The following is an 18599-nucleotide window of genomic DNA, read 5'->3' as shown; positions in this document are numbered from 1 at the left end:
TTCACGCCAGGTTAATGAAGTTGTCGCGGTAAAATTTGAGTTCGACAATGGAATCGTAAATGTCGGCCAGCGCTTCGTGCTTGCTTTCCTTGACAAAACCTTTGGCGACCGCGGGCTTCCAGCGTTTGACCAGCTCTTTGAGGGTGCTCACATCCAGGTTGCGGTAGTGGAAGTAGGCCTCCAGTTTGGGCATGTAGCGCGCCAGAAAACGGCGATCCTGGCAGATTGAATTGCCGCACATGGGCGAGATGCCTTTTCCCACATGTTGCGCCAAAAATTCAAGCATCTGGTTCTCCACTGCCGCCTCATCCAGGGCGGATGACTTGACCTTGTCAATCAGCCCGGAGCGGCCATGGGTGCCCCTGTTCCAGCTGTCCATAGCGTCAAGCACTGCGTCGGACTGATGCACTACCAGCACCGGCGCTTCAGCCACGGTGTTGAGCTGGGCATCGGTCACCACCAGCGCCACTTCGAGAATGCGGTCGCTCTCGGGGAGCAAACCGGACATTTCCATGTCTATCCAGACCAGGTTGTTGTTATCTTGAGCCATCATGTTCATTCAAAGTTAAAAAAGGCGATTGTGTCATAATCGCACCATGAATACATTCACACTCATCTTCATCACCGCCTTGACGATCAGCGTATCGGTACGGATCTGGCTGGCGCTGCGCCATCTGCGTTATGTCGCTGCCCACCGTAGCGCGGTACCCAGCGCGTTTGCCGACACCATTTCCCTCACTCAGCACCATAAAGCAGCAGACTACACGATTATCAAAACCCGCCTTTCGCTTCTGCAAATTGCGCTGGAAGCCGCATTATTGCTGACGTTTACCCTGGGCGGCGGGCTGCAATGGCTGGATGACACGCTCGGCGGCATACTCGCCTCGGATATGGCGCGCAATATCCTGCTCATCGGCGGCGTGATGCTGATTGGCGCTGCCGTGGAACTGCCGCTGGATCTATACCGCAAGTTCGTCATCGAAAACCGCTTCGGCTTTAACACCATGACGCCTAAACGTTTTTTGGTGGATCTGTTGATGCAGACCACGCTTGGACTGCTGCTGGGGCTGCCGTTGCTGTTTGCCGTGCTGTGGCTGATGCATGCGTCGGGTGCGCTGTGGTGGCTATATGCATGGCTGGTATGGGTGGGCTTTAATCTCACCCTGCTCGCTATCTATCCGACTTTCATTGCGCCGCTGTTCAACCGTTTTGAGCCGCTGCCGGGCGGCACGCTGAAATCACGCATCGAACAGCTGTTGCATAAATGCGGCTTCACCGCGCAGGGTTTATTCGTGATGGATGGCTCCAAACGCAGCAGCCATGGCAATGCCTATTTCACCGGCTTTGGCAAAACCAAACGCATTGTGCTGTTTGATACCCTGCTGAAACACCTGGAGGCGGACGAGGTGGAAGCCGTGCTCGCCCACGAACTGGGCCATTTCAAGCGCCGTCACGTGGTCAAGCGCATGGCGTGGGTGTTTGCAGCCAGCCTGGTGTTTTTGTGGGTGCTCAACTGGCTCATGACGCAAACCTGGTTTTTTAGCGGCCTGAATGTGACAAGCCAGGACACAGGCATGGCGCTGGTGCTGTTTTTTCTGGTGTTGCCGGTATTCACTTTTCTGCTGCAGCCACTGTCCAGTTTGTATTCACGCAAGCATGAGTTCGAGGCAGACCAATACGCCGCCGTGCAAACGCGCGCGCAAAGCCTGGTCAGTGCGTTGACCAAGCTGTATCGGGACAATGCCTCCACACTCACCCCCGACCCGTTGTATGCCATGTTTTATAACTCTCACCCGGATGCACAACAGCGCATAGCGCGTTTGCAGACTGCGGTGCATAATTAGCCTGAATCCAATCTGTACAAGGAGTTCTAAATGAAATCTTTGCCTGCTGCTGTCGCATTGCTGCTTGCCACTGCTCCGCTCTACGCCGCTCCGTTCGACAAGGGCGACCCGAAAATCGGTAAAATGCTGGTGGATAAATCCTGCGTGAGTTGCCATGCCTCGATGGTCGGCGGCGACGGCTCCAAAATCTATACCCGTGCCGATCACAAGGTCAAAAATGCCCAGCAACTCGCCGCGCGCGTAGCCGCATGCAATGCCAATACCGGCGCCAACTGGTTTCCGCAGGATGAGATGCATGTGGATGCCTACCTGAACCAGCAATATTACAAGTTCAAGTAATCCATCATGACTGGCGTATGCGATCTCACCGCTAAATCCTGCAAGCCCTGCGAGGGGGGCGCAGCTGCGCTGAGCCAGGCTGAAATCACCGCGCTGTTGGCGCAACTGGACGGCTGGGAACAGAACGGCGTCCTAATCGCAAAAACCTACCGTTTCAAGGACCACTACCAAACCATGGCATTCGTGAATGCGGTGGCCTGGATATCCCACCGTGAAAACCATCATCCCGATATCAATCTCGGCTATAACCAGTGCCGTGTGCAATACACTACCCATGCACTGGCCGGCCTGTCTGAAAACGACTTCATCTGCGCTGCCAAGATAGATGCCCTGTTCCACCTGTAGCATTCCACTCCGTACGAAAATTTCCGAGGTTTTAAGGCACCCTGTTCCGCAACCGTACGGCCAAGTGAAAGAGAGCATGATCCGCCATGCCTGTCCCCCGCCCCTATGACTACTTCAACGCCCATGCAGGGACTGGTTACCGCCACCTTCGGCAGGCACTACCAGGTTGAAGCTGGGAACACACTGATCGCATGCGTGTCGCGTGGCAAGCGCAGCGGTATCGCCTGTGGAGATCGCGTTGTTTTTCTGCCCACGTGCGCCGCACAGGGCGTCATCGAATCCATTCTGCCACGCGAAAATCTGCTGCATCGCTCGGTCGCGCATCGCAGCAAGCTGATTGCCGCCAATGTGTCACGCATCGTCATCGTCGTAGCCCCGGTTCCCAGCTTTTATGATTTGCTGGTCAACCGCTGCCTGGTTGCTGCTGAAGCAGCCGCCATCCCGGCGCTCATCTGTCTGAATAAATACGACCTGGGAGAACCCGCGCATGCGGCACAGCGCCGTCTTGAACCCTACATAAAGCTGGGCTATCCGGTACTTGCGCTCTCTGCCCACCACGACATAAGCCCGTTACGCCCTTATCTGTCAGGGCAAACCAGTGTCTTCGTAGGTCAATCCGGCATGGGTAAATCCAGCCTGATCAACGCACTGGTACCTGAAGCACACACCCCTGTCGGGGAGATATCCGAGGCGCTGGATTCAGGCCGCCACACCACCACCGGCGCACGCATGTATAAACTGGGCGCGTCGGGCAGGTTGATTGATTCGCCAGGAATGCAGGAGTTCGGACTAAATCACATTCAGCCGGAACAGCTCGACCAGTACTTTGTCGAGTTCCGTCCGCATATTGGCCATTGCCGCTTCAGCAATTGCCGCCATCAGCACGAACCCGGCTGTGCCGTGGCAGAAGCTGCCGCTGCCGGCAGCATAACGCCGGCACGCTTAACGGCTTATCGACAAATTTTAAGCAGCTTGAATCCTTAAACAGGATAGGGTCTATAAACAGACTATCCTCAGATCGGGAGAGTAGTCATGAAAAGGCGCCTGTTTATTGCTTCGCTGCTGGCGTTGGCAACGCCCGCCCTGGCCAACGCGAAGATCGTCAAAACCCCCTACAAACCGGCCAAGGTCGTATTTGATTTTTATCTGGATGATCCGCAAAAAATCGGCAGCGCCTTGTACTGGATTCGCTCCCTGATGAACCCGCTGCTGGACGAACCCTACAGCTACTCACCTGAGCAGCTGGATATCAAGGTGGTCATTCATGGTACGGAAATTGTCACGGTGGCCAGGAAGAACGCGGCAAAATACAAAGACGCCGTGGACAGGATGCGCTATTACGCCGACCTTGGAGTGAGCTTCAAGGTATGCGGCTATGCCGCTGAAGATTACGGCTATAACGCGAAGGATTTTCAGGATTTCATTGAGATCGTACCCAGCGCCATACCCGAGCTGGTTCACTGGCAAATGCAGGGCTACGCGTTGATCACACCGAATATACAGGACAAGAAGTTTCTGATTGAAGCAATCCGTTGAGTCTTTGATTATTCCGGCCAGTGCTTGATATAGCGCTTGAGCAGGCGGTTTTCAAAGTCTGCTGCGTTGAGGCAGGCACGCGCCACGTCATGGAAAGAAATCACTCCAAGCAGCGTTTCGCCTTCCATCACCGGCAGATGGCTGATGCGGTTTTCTGTCATCACGCCGCGCACGTAGTCCACTGTGTCGTCCGGGTTGCCGATGATGGGTTCAGTGACCATCATCTCGCTGACTTTTACCGCAATCAGTGCGCAGCCGCGCACGTTCAATCCGCGCAGAACATCGCGCTCGGTAAGTAGCCCGACCATGGTGCCATCCTGACGCACGATTAACGAACCGACATCGTGTTCCACCATAACCGCAACCGCTTCTGAAACCAGTTGATCAGGCTTGATGGCGAATATGTCGCCACCCTTGATAGTCAGAATTTCACGAATAATCATTTGATCGTTGCTCCCGGCAAGCCTGCTTAAACACCCGGACAGAATAGCAGATGCCTGTCACGCGGGAAAGCTGAAAGCGTCTTTAACAACGCTCAACCCGTGCGCTTTCAAAGCCGGTCAATCCCTGAAATTCTGGAATTGCAGCGGAAAATCGCTTACGCTCTTGCGCACCAGCGCGATGCTTTCCTGCAGCAGATCACGCTTGGCCCCGGTCACGCGCACCGCTTCGCCCTGAATGCTGGCTTGCACCTTGAGCTTGCTGTCCTTGATAATCTTGACGATCTTTTTGGCGAGTTCACTTTCCACGCCGGTTTTCACCGTGGCGCTACGCTTGACCTTGTTGCCGGTGACTTTCTCCGGCTTACCCATCTCCAGGCACTTGATATCTATACCTCGTTTGATGAGTTTGCCATTGAGGATTTCCTGCACCTGGTCGAGCTTGAAATCATCGTCGGCGTAAACGGTGAGCACGTATTCCGCCTGCTCCACGCGCGCGTCGGACCCCTTGAAATCGAAGCGCGTCGAGACTTCCTTGTTGGTCTGCTCGACGGCGTTCTTGACTTCCTGCTTGTCCACTTCCGAGACGATATCAAATGAGGGCATGTCGGGCTCCAGATCAGTATTTGCCGAGTGTATCAGCCGAAATGGCAGACATAATCCAGCGTTTCCAGGGTTTCAATTTCAAAGCTGCTATTGCCGGGCACCGAGAATTGCTCGCCCGCTTGGTATGTTTTCCAGCCGGATTCGCCGGCGCGCCTGACTTTGCATACACCGCCGTTGATTTCCATGATTTCGGGTGCGCGGGTGTTGAACACCAGCTGGCTGGGGAAAATCACCCCCACGCTTTTTTTGCTGCCATCGGCAAACACCACGGTATGCGACACGCACTTGCCATCGAAATACACATTGGCCTGTTTGACCACACTGACGTTATCGAATTGAGACATGACCTGTTCCTGTGTTAGTTGCTGCTGCGGTTTCTGAGCCTGGCGGCAATCCGCAAACGCAGTGCGTTGAGCTTGATGAAACCGCCGGCATCGGCCTGGTTATAAGCACCGGCGTCGTCTTCAAAAGTGGCGATGGTGGAATCGAACAGCGAATCGGTCCTGGAGTCGCGCCCCACCACAATCACATTGCCCTTGTATAGCTTGACCCGCACCCAGCCATTCACGCTGGCCTGCGATGCGTCAATCATGGTTTGCAGCATGGTCCGCTCCGGGCTCCACCAGTAACCGTTGTAAATCAGGCTGGCGTAACGCGGCATGAGATCGTCCTTGAGATGCGCTACCTCACGATCCAGCGTGATGGATTCGATGGCGCGATGTGCCTTGAGCATGATGGTGCCGCCGGGGGTTTCATAACAGCCGCGCGACTTCATCCCCACATAGCGGTTTTCCACCAGGTCCTGGCGACCAATGCCGTGCTTGCCGCCCAAACGATTGAGTTCCGCCAATACCTTGGCGGCACTCATTGCCTGGTCGTTGATGCCAACGATATCACCATGCCTGAATTCCAGATCGACATATTCGGCGGCGTCCGGCGCCTTTTCCGGCGCTACCGTCCAGCGCCACATGTCTTCTTCAGGCTCGTCCGCCGGGTTTTCCAGCGCGCGGCCCTCATAGGAAATGTGCAGCAGGTTGGCGTCCATACTGTAAGGACTGCCGCCCGCCTTGTGCTTCATCTCCACCGGGATACCGTGTGTTTCGGCGTAGGCCAGCAGCTTTTCGCGCGACAGCAAGTCCCACTCGCGCCACGGAGCAATGATTTTGATGTCCGGCTTGAGCGCATAGGCACCCAGCTCGAAGCGCACCTGGTCGTTACCCTTGCCGGTGGCACCGTGCGAGATGGCGTCGGCACCGGTCAGGTTGGCAATCTCGATCAGCCGCTTGGCAATCAGCGGGCGGGCGATCGAGGTCCCCAGCAGGTATTCGCCCTCGTACACGGTATTGGCGCGGAACATGGGGAACACGAAATCGCGCACGAACTCTTCGCGCAAATCGTCGATGAAGACTTCCTTTACACCGAATTTTCCGGCTTTTTCGCGTGCCGGTTCCAGCTCTTCGCCCTGGCCAATATCCGCAGTAAACGTCACTACTTCGCATTGGTAGCTGTCCTGCAGCCACTTCAAAATCACCGAGGTATCCAGCCCGCCCGAGTAGGCAAGCACGACTTTTTTTACGTCACTCATTTACTTTTCCCAACAATAAATATTCCATCAAGGCTTTCTGCGTGTGCAGCCGGTTCTCGGCTTCATCCCACACCACACTTTGCGGGCCGTCGATGACCTCGGCCGCCACTTCCTCGCCCCGGTGGGCAGGCAGGCAGTGCATGAACAGCGCATCCCTGGCCGCCACGCGCATCATGTCGGCGTCGACCTGCCAGTCCTGGAAATCGCGCACACGCTCCTCGTTTTCCGCCTCGAAACCCATGCTGGTCCACACGTCCGTGGTCACCAGATCAGCACCGCGACAGGCTTCCATGGGGTCGGCAAAACTCTCGTAGTGACTGGTGTCGTACAGTCCGGCGCGTTCCGGCTCGACCTCATAGCCTTGCGGGGTCGACACATGCACGTTGAAATCCAGTACCACAGCAGCTTGCAGCCAGGTATTGCACATATTGTTGGAGTCCCCAATCCAGGCCACTGTCTTGCCCCTGATGCAACCGTGATGTTCGATAAAGGTGAAGATGTCGGCCATGATCTGGCACGGATGGTATTCGTTGGTCAGCCCGTTGATCACCGGCACGCGCGAATGGGCAGCGAAGCGTTCGATGATGTGCTGTTCAAAGGTGCGGATCATCACGATATCCACCATGCGCGAAATCACCTGCGCCGCATCTTCCACCGGCTCGCCGCGCCCCAGCTGTGTGTCACGGGTATTGAGGTAAATAGCCGAGCCGCCCAGCTGGTGCATGCCCGCTTCAAATGACAGGCGTGTGCGGGTGGATTGCTTCTCGAAAATCATCGCCAGCGTGCGATCCACCAGCGGATGATAGGTTTCGTAGCCCTTAAAGCGCGCCTTGATGATTTTCGCGCGTTTAAAAATATATTCGAGTTCGTCGCGCGTTAAATCCTGGAACTGGAGGAAGTGTTTGATGGCCTGCATCACGCTGCCCTGCCGAGAAAGTCGCGGATAAGCGGCGCGAGCCCAGCCACCAGCAGTGCCGCCTCGGCTGGATTCATCACCAGCGGCGGTACCAGACGCACCACGTTATCGGCGGTCACGTTGATCAACAGGTGCTGCGCCAGCGCCAGCCTGACCAGTTCGCCACACGGGCGATCCAGCTCGATGCCGATCATCATGCCCAGGCCGCGTATTTGCCTGATACCCGCTACACCCTCAAGTTCACGCTTGAGACCCGACACGATTTCACCGCCAATGCGGGTCGCGTTGGCCAGCAAGCCTTCATCTTCCAGCGTCTGCAAGGTAATCAGCCCAGCCGTGCAGGCCAGCGGATTGCCACCAAAGGTTGAGCCGTGATTGCCCGGCCGGAATACCTCCGCCGCCGCACCGCGCGCGAGGCAGGCGCCAATCGGCATACCCGAGCCCAGCCCTTTGGCCAGCGCCATCACGTCCGGCAATATGCCGGTGTGCTGAAAGCCAAACCAGGTGCCGGTGCGGCCGATACCCGATTGCACCTCATCCAGCATCAGCAGCCAGCCCTTGTCGTCGCAAATCTTGCGCAAGGCGAGCAGATAACCGGCATCGGGAATCTTGATGCCACCCTCGCCCTGTATCGGCTCGACCAGTATGGCGACAACATCGTGGTTATGCTCAGCCACCTGGCGTACCGCTTCCACATCGTTATACGGCACCCGTGCAAACCCCGTCAGCAGGGGCTCGAAACCCGCCTGCACCTTGCGACTGCCGGTCGCGGTCAGCGTCGCCATGGTGCGCCCGTGAAAGGCTTTTTCCATGACGATGATGGTGGGCCTGGTGATGCCCTGGTGATGGCCATACAGACGTGCGAGCTTGATGGCAGCTTCGTTCGCCTCGCACCCGGAGTTGCAGAAAAATGCCTTGTCCATGCCGGATATCCGGCACAGGCGTTCGGCGAGTTGTTCCTGACGCCGGATTTCGTAGATATTCGAGGTGTGGATCAGCGTGCGCGCCTGCTCACAGAGCGCCGCAGAGAGCTTGGGGTGCGCGTGCCCCAGGCCGTTGACGGCCACGCCAGCCAGCGCATCCAGATATTTGTTACCGGCTTCGTCCCACAGCCACACGCCTTCGCCACGGACAAACGTCACGGGCTGACGCGCATAAGTATTCATCAAATAAGACATAGCCATTGACTTAAGAGAGGGTTAAAAAGCACACGGCGGCTTGCGCCGCCGTGGTGCATTACAAACTGCTACGTTCAGGCCGCGTAATTTTGCGACACGAAGTTCCAGTTTACCAGATTCCAGAACACCTCCACATACTTGGGACGGGCGTTGCGGTAGTCAATGTAATAGGCATGCTCCCACACATCGCAGGTCATCAGCGCCTTCTGCCCACTGGTCATCGGAGTGGCTGCGTTGCTGGTGGAGACGATGTCGAGCTGGCCATTGGCAGTTTTTACCAGCCATGCCCAGCCTGACCCGAATGTGCCCACGGCAGCCTTGCTGAAAGCATCCTTGAACGCGTCAAACGAACCCCACTTGGCCTTGATGGCATCGGCCAGCGCACCGCTCGGCTCACCCCCGCCGTTAGGGCTGAGACAGTGCCAGTAAAAGGTATGGTTCCACACCTGGGCAGCATTGTTGAACACGCCGCCGGAAGATTTCATGATGATTTCTTCCAGGCTCATGTTTTCAAATTCATTGCCCTTGATCAGGTTATTCAGATTGGTCACATAGGCCTGATGGTGCTTGCCGTAGTGATACTCGAGCGTTTCGGCAGAAATATGCGGTTGCAGGGCATCCCTGGCATAGGGTAAGGCGGGCAATTCATGAATCATCGTTTTCTCCTTTAGCAGATCACAGGTAATCGAACTTAAAAGCCATATACGCCGCTATGCGCACCCGCCGCCATGAAAAACAGCATGGGGATGGACAGCATGGTATTGGTACGGGACGCCAGGAAAGCCACCCTGCGCGCAGTATTTTTCTGGGTATCGGTGGCTCTTGCCAGGCCCAGGATTTTTTTCTGGTTGGGCCAGATTAACACCCAGACATTAAACAGCATGATGGTACCGAGCCAGGCACCTATACCAATCACGGCATGGGAAGGCTGCAGACTGAATGCGGCCTTGAAGTAGGGGCCCAACAATGCAGCCCCGGCCAGCCAGGTGACCAGCGCAGCCCAGCGGAAAAACAGCAAGGCACGGGGGGCAACGTGCTTGCTGATGCCGCCTGCGCTGCCATCAGCGGTTGCCGCTTTCATGGCGTCAACCTGCACAAAGTTGAAGTAATACAACAGACCGATCCACATTACGCCTGCCATCAAGTGTAGCCATCTGGCCATTGCCGGAACAAATTCCATCATACCCCCTTTATAATAAAAAGTTTTTGATGAAAACATACAACACCAGCGTCAGTATCAGACCGGAAATGACCGTTCCCCACAGCGAATCCAATGGATTTTTCACGGCTCTAATATTTCCTCAGGAAATTTGTTGGTTGCGGCAGGAAAAAATTTACACCAGCCGTATATTTAGCTGAAACCATGCCTGCCAGCAAGAGCTAAATTTTTAAGCGCTTGAACCGGTCAGGTGTTTGTTGGTGATGTTTCAAGACTTATTGGAATAGCATCGCGGATTTGATGGCCTGCTGCATGGCACGCAACTAAACCGAAAAATTTCAGTCTTGCCTATATTGCACCCAATTCAAGACCGCCCAAATTTAACCAAATTTAATGTACATAAGCGTAACAGCACATTAACCGATGCGCCATACTCTGGTAAAATACCAAACAGGCATCCAGTAAAACCACCATAATGTCCGAGCCTTCCAATAACGAACTCATCATCCAGGGTTTAACCACATCCGGACGCGCATTCCGTCCCAGCGACTGGGCAGAGCGCCTGTCCAGTGTCCTGTCTACTTTTGGCGAAGACCACCGCATGACTTATTCACCCTACGTGCGCCCCATGACGCTGGACGGCGTGAAATGCGTCGTGGTAGACAAACAGCTACAGCACGAGCAACCGGCGGCGTTTTCTTTCCTGATGAGCTTTGCGCGCGAAAACGACCTGAAAGTGCTGGATCCGGCACAGACTGACAGCCAGCCGTAAGTATTGCGCAGTTTTTGCCGCAAACAATCAAACCAAAAATATTGGGGCAATACAGGAACGCGCCCGGAAGACATACCCCCAGGCGGTTGGAGCTATCAGGCCATTGCCTTGACAGCAGAGGACAGGCGGCTCTTGTGACGAGACGCTTTGTTCTTGTGGATGATGCGTTTGTCAGCGATGCTGTCAATGGCTTTCATCGACTCGCCGAATACGGATTGGGCAGCAGCTTTATCGCCCGCCAGAACGGCTTTTTGCACTTTCTTGATGGCGGTACGCAAGGTGGAACGCAGAGCGGCATTGTGGGCGCGCTGTTTGTCATTCTGTCTGGCGCGCTTTCTGGCCTGTGCGCTGTTTGCCATGGATGAAACTCCTGTTCTGATTTTGCTAAACGCAGGATTATAAAGACCACCCGCATTTCTGGCAAGTCAAATTGCGAACGTGCTTGTGCCCAATGTGCAGGCCTTCCTGTCCAAGCAGATCACGCAGCATGCGGAAAGGGATGACCCAATTGCAGGTCTTATCGCCTGTGATGACCACCATGGCCACTTGCGCTTCAAGGTCAGCGAGTGGCTTTGCCACTGCTGGCTTGTCATGCGCTTGCCCCATCCTCAATGGCTGGCCCCCATGTGCGACAACGTACCGACCTGGGTTGGCTCCCGCCGCGGGTTCCCGGCTGAGCCGGTTCAGCGGCGGGACTCAAGAACGCAGGGCCAGCAGGCCAATATCGTGAGGAATCAAGGTGCGCACGCAGCCATTTTGAATCTTCCAAATTAAAATTGCAGGTGCAAGCCTGCGGCTTGTGCCTTGTAACGTTTCTGGATATATGGAAGCTGGTAGTTTAGGAATTTCTGGCTCCACGCAGTGGACTTAGCATTTTTGCTGTATTGATGTAACCTGCTTCTTCTTAACCGTGACAAGACCTGAATAATAAAAGCAATAATTAACGGCTGGAGTGGAGCGCGACCAACATGCGTACGGCAGGCAATCTGGCAGGGGCAATTCCGGTTCCCATTGCCGAGGAGCTGGATTTGTACAAACGATATCTCAAAGCGCTCGGCAGCGTCGCCGAGCTTTTGCTGGAAGAGACCAGCGAACAGAACCTGACCGAGGTGTTACAGCTGTTGGTCGCAACCACAGGAATCAGTTGTTGCGCCCTATTCCTGAACAAACCCGAAAAAAACGCCCATGGTGCCAACCTGTACTGCACCTGGTCTTCTTCCGAAGCGGTCAGCCGCCTATCGGATTTCATGCAGTTCCGGGAAATTGATTACCAAAAATACCCGCTGCTTTTCGATACCCTGCATGCGGGCATGGTGTTTTCCAAAAATATCGCGGAATTACCGCAAGCGGAAGCGATGCTTTTTGCCACGCAAAAAATTCATACTGTGCTGTGCATACCGCTCCTGATGCAGGGCGAAATGGAAGGTTTTCTCGGTCTGTTCAGCCGGGATGAAACCCGCAGCTGGCAACCGGTAGAGGTTAACGTGCTGTGCGCCATCACCAACAGTCTGGCACTCGCGCTGGTACGCAAACGTGCCGAACAAAACCTTGAAGCGAGCACCCAGCGGCTTAAGGCGCTGGTCGGCGCAACCGAAGACATGATCATCGAATATGACCTCGGCGGCCACATCCTCAATGCCTGGACCGACAACCACACCTTTTCCATCGGTCTCGATTCCAACATTACCGGGCTGGCATTGGAACAGGTTCTGCCCAACGACATGGCCCAGGCAATTCAGCTAGCCACACCAAAGCTACTTGCCGGCAGCAATCGCGAAACGTTTGAATTCACTCTGAATATCGGCGACACAGACCGTTTTTTTCTGGGCAGACTGCAAATGCTGCCTTCCGAAACAGGCCAGGCCAGGAACATGGTGGCGTTGATACGCGACGTCACCGAACTGATGCAGGAAGAAGCACAACGCCTGTCCATGCTGGAAACGCTCAATCTGCTTGAAGAAGCCATTATCGATCTTTCCCTGGATGGCTTGCTGCTCAATTTTAGCGCCGCCTGGAGCAAATTGCTGGATTTGCCCTGCGAGCATACCAACGGGCATCCCGGAAAACCCTTGACCGATTTCGTTTACCCGGACGACCGCCCTGCGCTTATTTCAGTTATTCAGCAACTGGCCTCCGGCACGATGCATTCCGATGTGGTTCGCTTCCGTCTGCTGCACGGCAAGGGATCTATCTGGATCGAAGCGCACCTGCTTGCGCACCGCTCTCTTCAAGGACAAGTCACCACACTGCGCGGCGTTCTGCGCGACATTACCTCCAGCTATTTACAGGAGCGACGCATTACCCAGATGGCATTGCACGACGCATTGACCCAACTGCCCAACCGCATTCTGCTGGAAGAACACCTGCACCAGTCCATCGCCCGTGCGCAGCGGCGAAAGGGCAAAGTCGCATTGGGCTTTATCGACGTGGATCATTTCAAACACATCAACGATACCCTGGGACACAAAGCGGGCGATACAGTACTCGTCACATTAAGCAAGCGCCTGCAATCCGTGCTCAGGGAAATGGACACGCTCTCGCGCTGGGGAGGCGACGAATTTGTGGTGTTGTTGCCCGACGCCAACTGTGAAGAAGACATCCGCAGAATTGCCGAACGCCTGCGCGATGCAGCGCGGGAAAGTATCGACCTGGGCGGCATTGAAACCAAGCTCACGCTCAGCATCGGTCTGGCGATTTATCCGGATGACGCAGACAGCCCGGAAACACTCATGAGCATGGCGGATCACACCATGTTTCACGCCAAAAGCGCCGGGCGCAACAATGTGCAGTTTTTTCAGGATATCCGCGACAAAATCCTGGACCGATAAAACATCCAGCCGTAAACCACGCATCAACCGCGTAGCGCAGGGGCCTTGCCCATCTGTAGCCGATGTCAGCACCGGGTTTGAAGGCTGTACAAGCATCGCTGCCACAATGCCGTATAAGCCTTCCCTCCGCGTGTCTTACTCCTGCTCAACATTCCCCGCAATCTGCGGCGTCTCCATCACCACATCCGCGCATTGCGCGCGGTGCCTTAACGCATGATCCATCAGCACAATCGCCATCAGCGCTTCGGCAATCGGGGTGGCGCGGATGCCGACACAAGGGTCGTGGCGGCCATGGGTGACGACTTCGATGGGATTCCCCTGTTTGTCGATGGAGCGTCCGGGTAGCCGTATTGAGGAGGTGGGCTTGATGGCGATGTGGGCGACAATGTTCTGGCCGCTGGAGATGCCGCCCAGCACGCCGCCGGCGTGATTGGACAAGAAGCCTTGCGGAGTGAGCTCGTCGCGGTGTTCGGTGCCTTTCTGGCGGGCGGATGCAAAGCCGTCGCCGATTTCCACGCCTTTGACGGCGTTGAGCCCCATCAGGGCATGGGCGAGGTCGGCGTCGATGCGGTCGTAGAGCGGCTCGCCCCAGCCTGCCGGTACATTCTCGGCCACCACGGTGATTTTTGCGCCGGCTGAGTCGCCGGATTTGCGCAGTTCGTCCATGTAGGCTTCCAGCGCCGCCACGCTGTCGGGATCGGGGCTGAAGAAAGCGTTTTCACTGACGGCCTCCCAGCTTTTGAAAGCCAAATCAATCGGCCCCAGCGCCGACATGTGGCCGCGCACCCGGATACCGTATTTTTGCGCTAGCCATTTTTTGGCGATGGCGCCGGCGCCGACCAGCGGCGCAGTGAGCCGTGCGGAGGAGCGCCCGCCGCCACGGTAATCGCGGATGCCGTATTTGTGCCAGTAGGTGTAGTCGGCGTGGCCGGGGCGGAAGGTATCGGCGATGTTGCCGTAATCCTTGCTGCGCTGGTCTTCGTTGCGGATCAGCAGCGCAATGGGTGCGCCGGTGGTGTGTCCCTCAAAGAGGCCGGAGAGGATTTCCACCGTGTCCGATTCGCGCCGCTGGGTGACGTGGCGCGAGGTGCCGGGCTTGCGCCGATCCAGTTGCGCCTGGATATCCTCGGCGCACAATGCCATACCCGGCGGGCAACCATCCACCACGCAGCCGATGGCCGGACCATGGGATTCACCGAAGGTGGTGACACAAAATAATTTGCCTATGCTGCTGCCGGACATGGTCGTGCTCGCTCAGATTTCAAAGTGGCGAGTTTAACATGGCAGGCTTACTTGCCGACCTGCAGCTCAGCCAGCAGCCTGATTCCCCAGGCCACGCCGAAGCCGGTCACGTCGGTGCCCACCGCACCCAGTCCGTCGTCGCAGTTGCTCGACGACAAATCCACATGCAGCCAGGGACGCTTGTCCACGAAATGGTTGAGAAAGCGCGCAGCGAGAATATGGTCGGCATCACCGTCAAGGGTGCATTGCTTGATATCGGCAATAGCGGAATCAAGCGCGGGTTCGTAGTCTTCATCCATCGGGAAGGCGCACATGCGCTCGCCGCTGACCTTGCCGGCCGCGACCGCCTGCGCAAGCAATTCATCGCGGTTGGACAACACGCCGCTGTAACGCTCGCCCAGCGCGGCACCCATGCTGCCGGTCAGCGTGGCGAAATCGACAATAACGTCGGGTTTCGCGCGCGCTGCCAGGGCGAGCGTGTCAGCCAGCACCATGCGGCCTTCGGCATCGGTGTGCACCACTTCGATGGTGGTGCCGTTGAGCGCGCTGACCACGTCGTTCTGCTTGTAGGCTTTCGGGCTGATGTGGTTTTGCGCGATCGCCAGCCAGCAATCGATGTTCACCGGCAAATCCAGCCGCGTGGCCGCCAGCAGGATGCCCAGCGCCACCGCCGAACCATTCATGTCCTCGTGCATGCCCTGCATGTATCTGGCGGGCTTGAGGTTGTGACCGCCGGTGTCGAAGCAGATGCCCTTGCCCACCAGCGCGATGGTCTGCCCGGCCTCGGGATGACGGCGGCGCAGATGCACAATGGCGGCATCCTGCGGGTCTGAGCCTTGCGCCACCGCGACGAACGCGCCGGCGCCGAGTTTGCGCAGTTTTTTCATGTCGTATTCGGTGTGTTTCCAGCCGTTGTCTTTAGCCAGTTTGCGCACCCGTTCGCGGTAAATACCGGGGGTAAGCTGGTTGGGTGGCGTGACCGTGAGACTGCGGCACAGGGTATTGCCTTCCGCCGCTGCGCGCTGGGCAGCAAAACCATCCGCCGAGGCGTGACCAAACAGGCGCATGGTCTGCAACGGCTTGGGCTTATCCTTGCTTTTCAGGCTGGGCAGAGCGGCGCCGTTGACCCACGCCACATACACCGCGGCAGCCGCGGCCTGAGCGCGAAAAGCCGCATCGCCACTGATCGCCAGACTGATTTCTCGGGGCGATTCTTCCAGCAGGATATGCAAGGCCTGGCGCAATACGGTGTGCTGGCTGAATGGGGGCTGGTCGGTGTCCAGCATGACCCATACTATTAACCCGCCGTGTGCCGTTTCCACTGCGACCGGCGTTTTCGCCAGCTCGGCCGGTTTCTTGTCGCGGCGGCGCAATGCGGCAGCAAGTTGCGCGAGGCCGGGCAGGTCGTCAGCTTTGGGCAAGGCGGCGGTTTTCGGCAAAACCATCAAAATATGGCCGCTTTTGTCCATCTGCGCTGCGGGAATTTGTTTTTTGTTTTCAATCAGTTTTGCGAGCATATTCAACCTTGACGTGGGGTTTTGGCTTGACCGGATAGGGTGTTTTAACCGATGATAGCAGAGTTTGTGTTGCCCAAAATCAGTCCGGGCTCAAGCTCTTGCAAGGAAGAAATACATGAAACTGGAAGACAAAAAGCGCGTGCTGCGCGAAATGGTGCTGCACCGCCGCTTTGAAGAGCGCTGCTATCAGGCCTATATCGAACGCAAAATCGGCGGTTTTCTGCACCTCTACCCCGGCCAGGAAGCCTGTTGCAACGGCGTGATGGAAGCAGCCCGCCCCGGCCATGATTACGTCATCACCGGTTACCGCGACCATATCCACGCCATCAAGTGCGGCGCCGATCCCAAGGCCGTCATGGCCGAGCTGTACGGCAAGGAAACCGGCTGTTCCAAAGGGCGCGGCGGCTCCATGCACATATTTGATGTGGCGCATCGCTTCATGGGCGGTTACGCGTTGGTCGGCGGCCCGTTCCCGCTCGCCGCCGGCATCGCCAAAGGTATCCAGCTGAAGGGCGGGGACGAGATATCCATCTGCTTTCTGGGTGACGCCGCCAACAACCAGGGCGTGTTTCACGAAACCCTCAATATGGCCGCATTATGGAAACTGCCGGTGCTGTTCGTGTGTGAAAACAACCAGTATGGCATCGGCACCTCGATTGACCGCTCCACCGCCGTGCTCGACCAGTACAAGCGCGTGTGCGGCTACGGTATCGAATCCGCCCAGTGCGACGGACAGGACGTGGAAGTGGTGCATGAGCACGCGGTCAAGGCCGTAGAATATGTGCGCAGCCGCAAGGGGCCGTATTTCCTGGAGTTGATGACCTATCGCTACCGCGGCCACTCCATGTCCGATTCGCGCGGCTACCGCACGCGCGAGGAAGAAGAGCAATGGAAGCAGCGCGACCCCATCAACATCCTGCGCGACCGCCTGATTGAAGCCAGCGTCATAAGCATGGATGAATTCACCGCAATCGAAAAGGAAACCGACGCCTATATCGAGAACGAAGTCATCAAGTTCGCCGAGGAATCGCCTGAACCGAACGTGGCCGATCTGGAAAAATACGTTCTGGCTTAAACACATATAGCCACAGAGATCACAGAGCCCACGGAGAAATCCTCCCTGCAGCGCCTCCGGACATCGCTGTGAACTCTGTGCCCTCTGCGGCAAAAAAGATTCGAGAATTAAGGAAGATCAACATGGCTGAAATAATGTACTGGGAAGCGCTGCAGCGCGCCCACGACGAAGAAATGGCGCATGACCCGCTGGTCATCTGTATGGGTGAAGACATCGGCGTGGCCGGTGGGACCTACAAGGCCACCAAGGGTCTGTACGAAAAATACGGCCCGTTGCGGGTGATGGATACCCCCATCTCCGAAGGCGGCTATACCGGCCTGGGTATCGGGGCATCATTTCTTGGCATCCGTCCCATCATCGAGATCATGTCGGTGAACTTTGCCTGGCTGGCAATGGACCAGATGTTCAATTCTGCTGCCAAGGTACGCTATATGTCCGGCGGCCAGCTCACCTCCCCAAGCGTGTTCCGCGCAGCGGGTGGTGCTGCCCATCAGCTTGGCGCCCAGCACTCGGCACGCATGGAAAAAGTGTTCATGGGTATTGCCGGTCTGCGCGTGGTCACGCCTTCCAGTCCCAGGCAGGCTTACGGCTTGCTGAAATCCGCGGTGCGCAGCGATGACCCGGTGTTCATCAACGAGCACGAACTCATGTACAACATGAAAGGCGAAGTGCCGGACGAAGAATACTTCCACCCGCTGGAAGGTTCGGAAATCAGCCGCTCCGGCAACGACGTCACGCTGTTCGGCTACAATATCTCGGTACACTGGTGCCTCAGGGCCGCCGAGATTCTGGACAAGCAATATGGCATTTCCGCCGAAGTGGTGGACCTGTATGCGCTCGCTCCGCTGGATCGCGCCGGGATCAAAAAGTCGGTATGCAAAACCCATCGTGCGGTAATCGCCGAAGAAGACGAAGCCCCTGTAGGTGTCGGTTCCGAAGTCATCGCCATCCTCAACGAGGAATGCTTCTTTGAACTCGACGCCGCCCCGGTGCGCGTACATTCCGCGCTGGTGCCGCAACCCTATAACCACAAGCTGGAAAAAGCCGCTATTCCCGACCACGAGGACGTGGTCAACGCCGTGCTCAAGATGTTCGGCAAGGCGTAGAAAAACTTAGCCGCGGGAAGGCAAAACCTCGGAGCTGCGCGGTTTGGCTTTTAATTTTGCCTTTTGATTTTTGCCTTTTGCCTTCTCATCCCCCGTGGTTTAAAAATACTC

Annotated in this window: 21 protein-coding genes; 9 read left to right on the top strand and 12 right to left on the bottom strand. The window is 56.5% G+C overall.

Annotation, left to right across the window (positions count from 1 at the left end):
* Position 1 precedes the first annotated feature (1 nt).
* Positions 2-550, bottom strand: a complete 549-nt coding sequence (gene orn, locus GZH91_RS07900) for an oligoribonuclease (RefSeq protein WP_147074916.1) — start codon at positions 548-550, stop codon at positions 2-4.
* A 46-nt stretch (positions 551-596) separates the two neighbouring features.
* Between orn and GZH91_RS07895 the strand changes: the two genes are divergently transcribed.
* From GZH91_RS07895 to GZH91_RS07875, 5 genes are all read left to right on the top strand, one after another.
* The gene (locus GZH91_RS07895) at positions 597-1844 is read left to right on the top strand and encodes a M48 family metallopeptidase (protein ID WP_147074896.1); all 1248 of its coding nucleotides are present in this window, start codon (positions 597-599) and stop codon (positions 1842-1844) included.
* Positions 1845-1874: 30 nt separating this feature from the next.
* Positions 1875-2183 carry a cytochrome c gene (locus tag GZH91_RS07890; RefSeq protein ID WP_147074897.1) on the top strand — a complete coding sequence of 103 codons (309 nt, stop codon included), beginning with the start codon at positions 1875-1877 and terminating at the stop codon, positions 2181-2183.
* Positions 2184-2189: 6 nt separating this feature from the next.
* Positions 2190-2528 (top strand): 4a-hydroxytetrahydrobiopterin dehydratase, encoded by a 339-nt coding sequence (locus GZH91_RS07885; RefSeq protein WP_147074898.1) that lies wholly within the window; start codon positions 2190-2192, stop codon positions 2526-2528.
* Between the two features lie 105 nt (positions 2529-2633).
* Positions 2634-3512 carry a ribosome small subunit-dependent GTPase A gene (gene rsgA / locus GZH91_RS07880; protein ID WP_147074899.1) on the top strand — a complete coding sequence of 293 codons (879 nt, stop codon included), beginning with the start codon at positions 2634-2636 and terminating at the stop codon, positions 3510-3512.
* A 48-nt stretch (positions 3513-3560) separates the two neighbouring features.
* Complete coding sequence (locus GZH91_RS07875) at positions 3561-4064, top strand: DsrE family protein (protein WP_147074900.1); 504 nt, start codon at positions 3561-3563, stop codon at positions 4062-4064.
* Positions 4065-4072: 8 nt separating this feature from the next.
* Here the strand turns inward: GZH91_RS07875 and GZH91_RS07870 are convergent, their stop codons facing one another.
* The 8 genes from GZH91_RS07870 to GZH91_RS07835 form a co-directional block, all read right to left on the bottom strand.
* Entirely contained in the window at positions 4073-4507 is a 435-nt protein-coding gene (locus GZH91_RS07870) for a CBS domain-containing protein (protein ID WP_147074901.1), read from the bottom strand.
* A 117-nt stretch (positions 4508-4624) separates the two neighbouring features.
* Complete coding sequence (locus tag GZH91_RS07865; protein ID WP_147074902.1) at positions 4625-5110, bottom strand: YajQ family cyclic di-GMP-binding protein; 486 nt, start codon at positions 5108-5110, stop codon at positions 4625-4627.
* 32 nt (positions 5111-5142) lie between these two features.
* Entirely contained in the window at positions 5143-5454 is a 312-nt protein-coding gene (gene ppnP / locus GZH91_RS07860) for a pyrimidine/purine nucleoside phosphorylase (RefSeq protein WP_147074903.1), read from the bottom strand.
* Between the two features lie 14 nt (positions 5455-5468).
* On the bottom strand, positions 5469-6695 hold the full coding sequence (locus GZH91_RS07855) for an argininosuccinate synthase (RefSeq protein WP_147074904.1): 1227 nt from the start codon (positions 6693-6695) through the stop codon (positions 5469-5471).
* Complete coding sequence (gene argF / locus GZH91_RS07850) at positions 6688-7611, bottom strand: ornithine carbamoyltransferase (protein WP_147074905.1); 924 nt, start codon at positions 7609-7611, stop codon at positions 6688-6690. Before argF ends, GZH91_RS07855 begins: the two co-directional genes overlap by 8 nt.
* The gene (locus GZH91_RS07845) at positions 7611-8789 is read right to left on the bottom strand and encodes an aspartate aminotransferase family protein (RefSeq protein ID WP_147074917.1); all 1179 of its coding nucleotides are present in this window, start codon (positions 8787-8789) and stop codon (positions 7611-7613) included. The genes argF and GZH91_RS07845 overlap by 1 nt, the downstream gene beginning before the upstream one ends.
* 74 nt (positions 8790-8863) lie before the next feature.
* Positions 8864-9445 carry a superoxide dismutase gene (locus GZH91_RS07840; RefSeq protein WP_147074906.1) on the bottom strand — a complete coding sequence of 194 codons (582 nt, stop codon included), beginning with the start codon at positions 9443-9445 and terminating at the stop codon, positions 8864-8866.
* A gap of 35 nt (positions 9446-9480) precedes the next feature.
* Positions 9481-9969, bottom strand: a complete 489-nt coding sequence (locus tag GZH91_RS07835; protein WP_147074918.1) for a urate hydroxylase PuuD — start codon at positions 9967-9969, stop codon at positions 9481-9483.
* A gap of 454 nt (positions 9970-10423) precedes the next feature.
* Between GZH91_RS07835 and GZH91_RS07830 the strand changes: the two genes are divergently transcribed.
* The gene (locus tag GZH91_RS07830; RefSeq protein WP_147074907.1) at positions 10424-10720 is read left to right on the top strand and encodes a DUF3579 domain-containing protein; all 297 of its coding nucleotides are present in this window, start codon (positions 10424-10426) and stop codon (positions 10718-10720) included.
* 95 nt (positions 10721-10815) lie between these two features.
* Here the strand turns inward: GZH91_RS07830 and rpsT are convergent, their stop codons facing one another.
* Positions 10816-11079 (bottom strand): 30S ribosomal protein S20, encoded by a 264-nt coding sequence (gene rpsT / locus GZH91_RS07825; RefSeq protein ID WP_147074908.1) that lies wholly within the window; start codon positions 11077-11079, stop codon positions 10816-10818.
* A 609-nt stretch (positions 11080-11688) separates the two neighbouring features.
* On the opposite strand from rpsT, the gene GZH91_RS07820 reads away from it, so the two are divergent.
* Positions 11689-13548, top strand: a complete 1860-nt coding sequence (locus GZH91_RS07820; RefSeq protein WP_147074909.1) for a diguanylate cyclase domain-containing protein — start codon at positions 11689-11691, stop codon at positions 13546-13548.
* A gap of 135 nt (positions 13549-13683) precedes the next feature.
* On the opposite strand, the gene aroC is transcribed toward GZH91_RS07820, so the two are convergent.
* Together aroC and GZH91_RS07810 are read right to left on the bottom strand one after the other, a co-directional pair.
* Positions 13684-14790 carry a chorismate synthase gene (gene aroC, locus GZH91_RS07815; RefSeq protein WP_147074910.1) on the bottom strand — a complete coding sequence of 369 codons (1107 nt, stop codon included), beginning with the start codon at positions 14788-14790 and terminating at the stop codon, positions 13684-13686.
* A 47-nt stretch (positions 14791-14837) separates the two neighbouring features.
* The gene (locus GZH91_RS07810; protein ID WP_147074911.1) at positions 14838-16307 is read right to left on the bottom strand and encodes a M17 family metallopeptidase; all 1470 of its coding nucleotides are present in this window, start codon (positions 16305-16307) and stop codon (positions 14838-14840) included.
* A gap of 115 nt (positions 16308-16422) precedes the next feature.
* On the opposite strand from GZH91_RS07810, the gene pdhA reads away from it, so the two are divergent.
* Entirely contained in the window at positions 16423-17382 is a 960-nt protein-coding gene (pdhA, locus tag GZH91_RS07805; RefSeq protein WP_147074912.1) for a pyruvate dehydrogenase (acetyl-transferring) E1 component subunit alpha, read from the top strand.
* Between the two features lie 122 nt (positions 17383-17504).
* Positions 17505-18488, top strand: coding sequence for an alpha-ketoacid dehydrogenase subunit beta (locus tag GZH91_RS07800; protein WP_147074913.1), 984 nt, complete (start codon positions 17505-17507; stop codon positions 18486-18488).
* The last annotated feature ends 111 nt before the right edge of the window (positions 18489-18599 follow it).

The organism is Sulfuriferula plumbiphila, assembly GCF_009938015.1.
Classification (GTDB): domain Bacteria; phylum Pseudomonadota; class Gammaproteobacteria; order Burkholderiales; family Sulfuriferulaceae; genus Sulfuriferula; species Sulfuriferula plumbiphila.
The sequence above is the reverse complement of the archived record's forward strand: the minus strand, read 5'-3'. Positions and strand labels throughout refer to the sequence as shown.

Excerpts from the sequence above, each read along its gene's own strand:
- orn (WP_147074916.1), bottom strand. The coding sequence starts at position 550 with ATGGCTCAAGATAACAACAACCTGGTCTGGATAGACATGGAAATGTCC.
- GZH91_RS07895 (WP_147074896.1), top strand. The coding sequence starts at position 597 with ATGAATACATTCACACTCATCTTCATCACCGCCTTGACGATCAGCGTA.
- GZH91_RS07890 (WP_147074897.1), top strand. The coding sequence starts at position 1,875 with ATGAAATCTTTGCCTGCTGCTGTCGCATTGCTGCTTGCCACTGCTCCG.
- GZH91_RS07885 (WP_147074898.1), top strand. The coding sequence starts at position 2,190 with ATGACTGGCGTATGCGATCTCACCGCTAAATCCTGCAAGCCCTGCGAG.
- rsgA (WP_147074899.1), top strand. The coding sequence starts at position 2,634 with ATGACTACTTCAACGCCCATGCAGGGACTGGTTACCGCCACCTTCGGC.
- GZH91_RS07875 (WP_147074900.1), top strand. The coding sequence starts at position 3,561 with ATGAAAAGGCGCCTGTTTATTGCTTCGCTGCTGGCGTTGGCAACGCCC.
- GZH91_RS07870 (WP_147074901.1), bottom strand. The coding sequence starts at position 4,507 with ATGATTATTCGTGAAATTCTGACTATCAAGGGTGGCGACATATTCGCC.
- GZH91_RS07865 (WP_147074902.1), bottom strand. The coding sequence starts at position 5,110 with ATGCCCTCATTTGATATCGTCTCGGAAGTGGACAAGCAGGAAGTCAAG.
- ppnP (WP_147074903.1), bottom strand. The coding sequence starts at position 5,454 with ATGTCTCAATTCGATAACGTCAGTGTGGTCAAACAGGCCAATGTGTAT.
- GZH91_RS07855 (WP_147074904.1), bottom strand. The coding sequence starts at position 6,695 with ATGAGTGACGTAAAAAAAGTCGTGCTTGCCTACTCGGGCGGGCTGGAT.
- argF (WP_147074905.1), bottom strand. The coding sequence starts at position 7,611 with ATGCAGGCCATCAAACACTTCCTCCAGTTCCAGGATTTAACGCGCGAC.
- GZH91_RS07845 (WP_147074917.1), bottom strand. The coding sequence starts at position 8,789 with ATGTCTTATTTGATGAATACTTATGCGCGTCAGCCCGTGACGTTTGTC.
- GZH91_RS07840 (WP_147074906.1), bottom strand. The coding sequence starts at position 9,445 with ATGATTCATGAATTGCCCGCCTTACCCTATGCCAGGGATGCCCTGCAA.
- GZH91_RS07835 (WP_147074918.1), bottom strand. The coding sequence starts at position 9,969 with ATGGAATTTGTTCCGGCAATGGCCAGATGGCTACACTTGATGGCAGGC.
- GZH91_RS07830 (WP_147074907.1), top strand. The coding sequence starts at position 10,424 with ATGTCCGAGCCTTCCAATAACGAACTCATCATCCAGGGTTTAACCACA.
- rpsT (WP_147074908.1), bottom strand. The coding sequence starts at position 11,079 with ATGGCAAACAGCGCACAGGCCAGAAAGCGCGCCAGACAGAATGACAAA.
- GZH91_RS07820 (WP_147074909.1), top strand. The coding sequence starts at position 11,689 with ATGCGTACGGCAGGCAATCTGGCAGGGGCAATTCCGGTTCCCATTGCC.
- aroC (WP_147074910.1), bottom strand. The coding sequence starts at position 14,790 with ATGTCCGGCAGCAGCATAGGCAAATTATTTTGTGTCACCACCTTCGGT.
- GZH91_RS07810 (WP_147074911.1), bottom strand. The coding sequence starts at position 16,307 with ATGCTCGCAAAACTGATTGAAAACAAAAAACAAATTCCCGCAGCGCAG.
- pdhA (WP_147074912.1), top strand. The coding sequence starts at position 16,423 with ATGAAACTGGAAGACAAAAAGCGCGTGCTGCGCGAAATGGTGCTGCAC.
- GZH91_RS07800 (WP_147074913.1), top strand. The coding sequence starts at position 17,505 with ATGGCTGAAATAATGTACTGGGAAGCGCTGCAGCGCGCCCACGACGAA.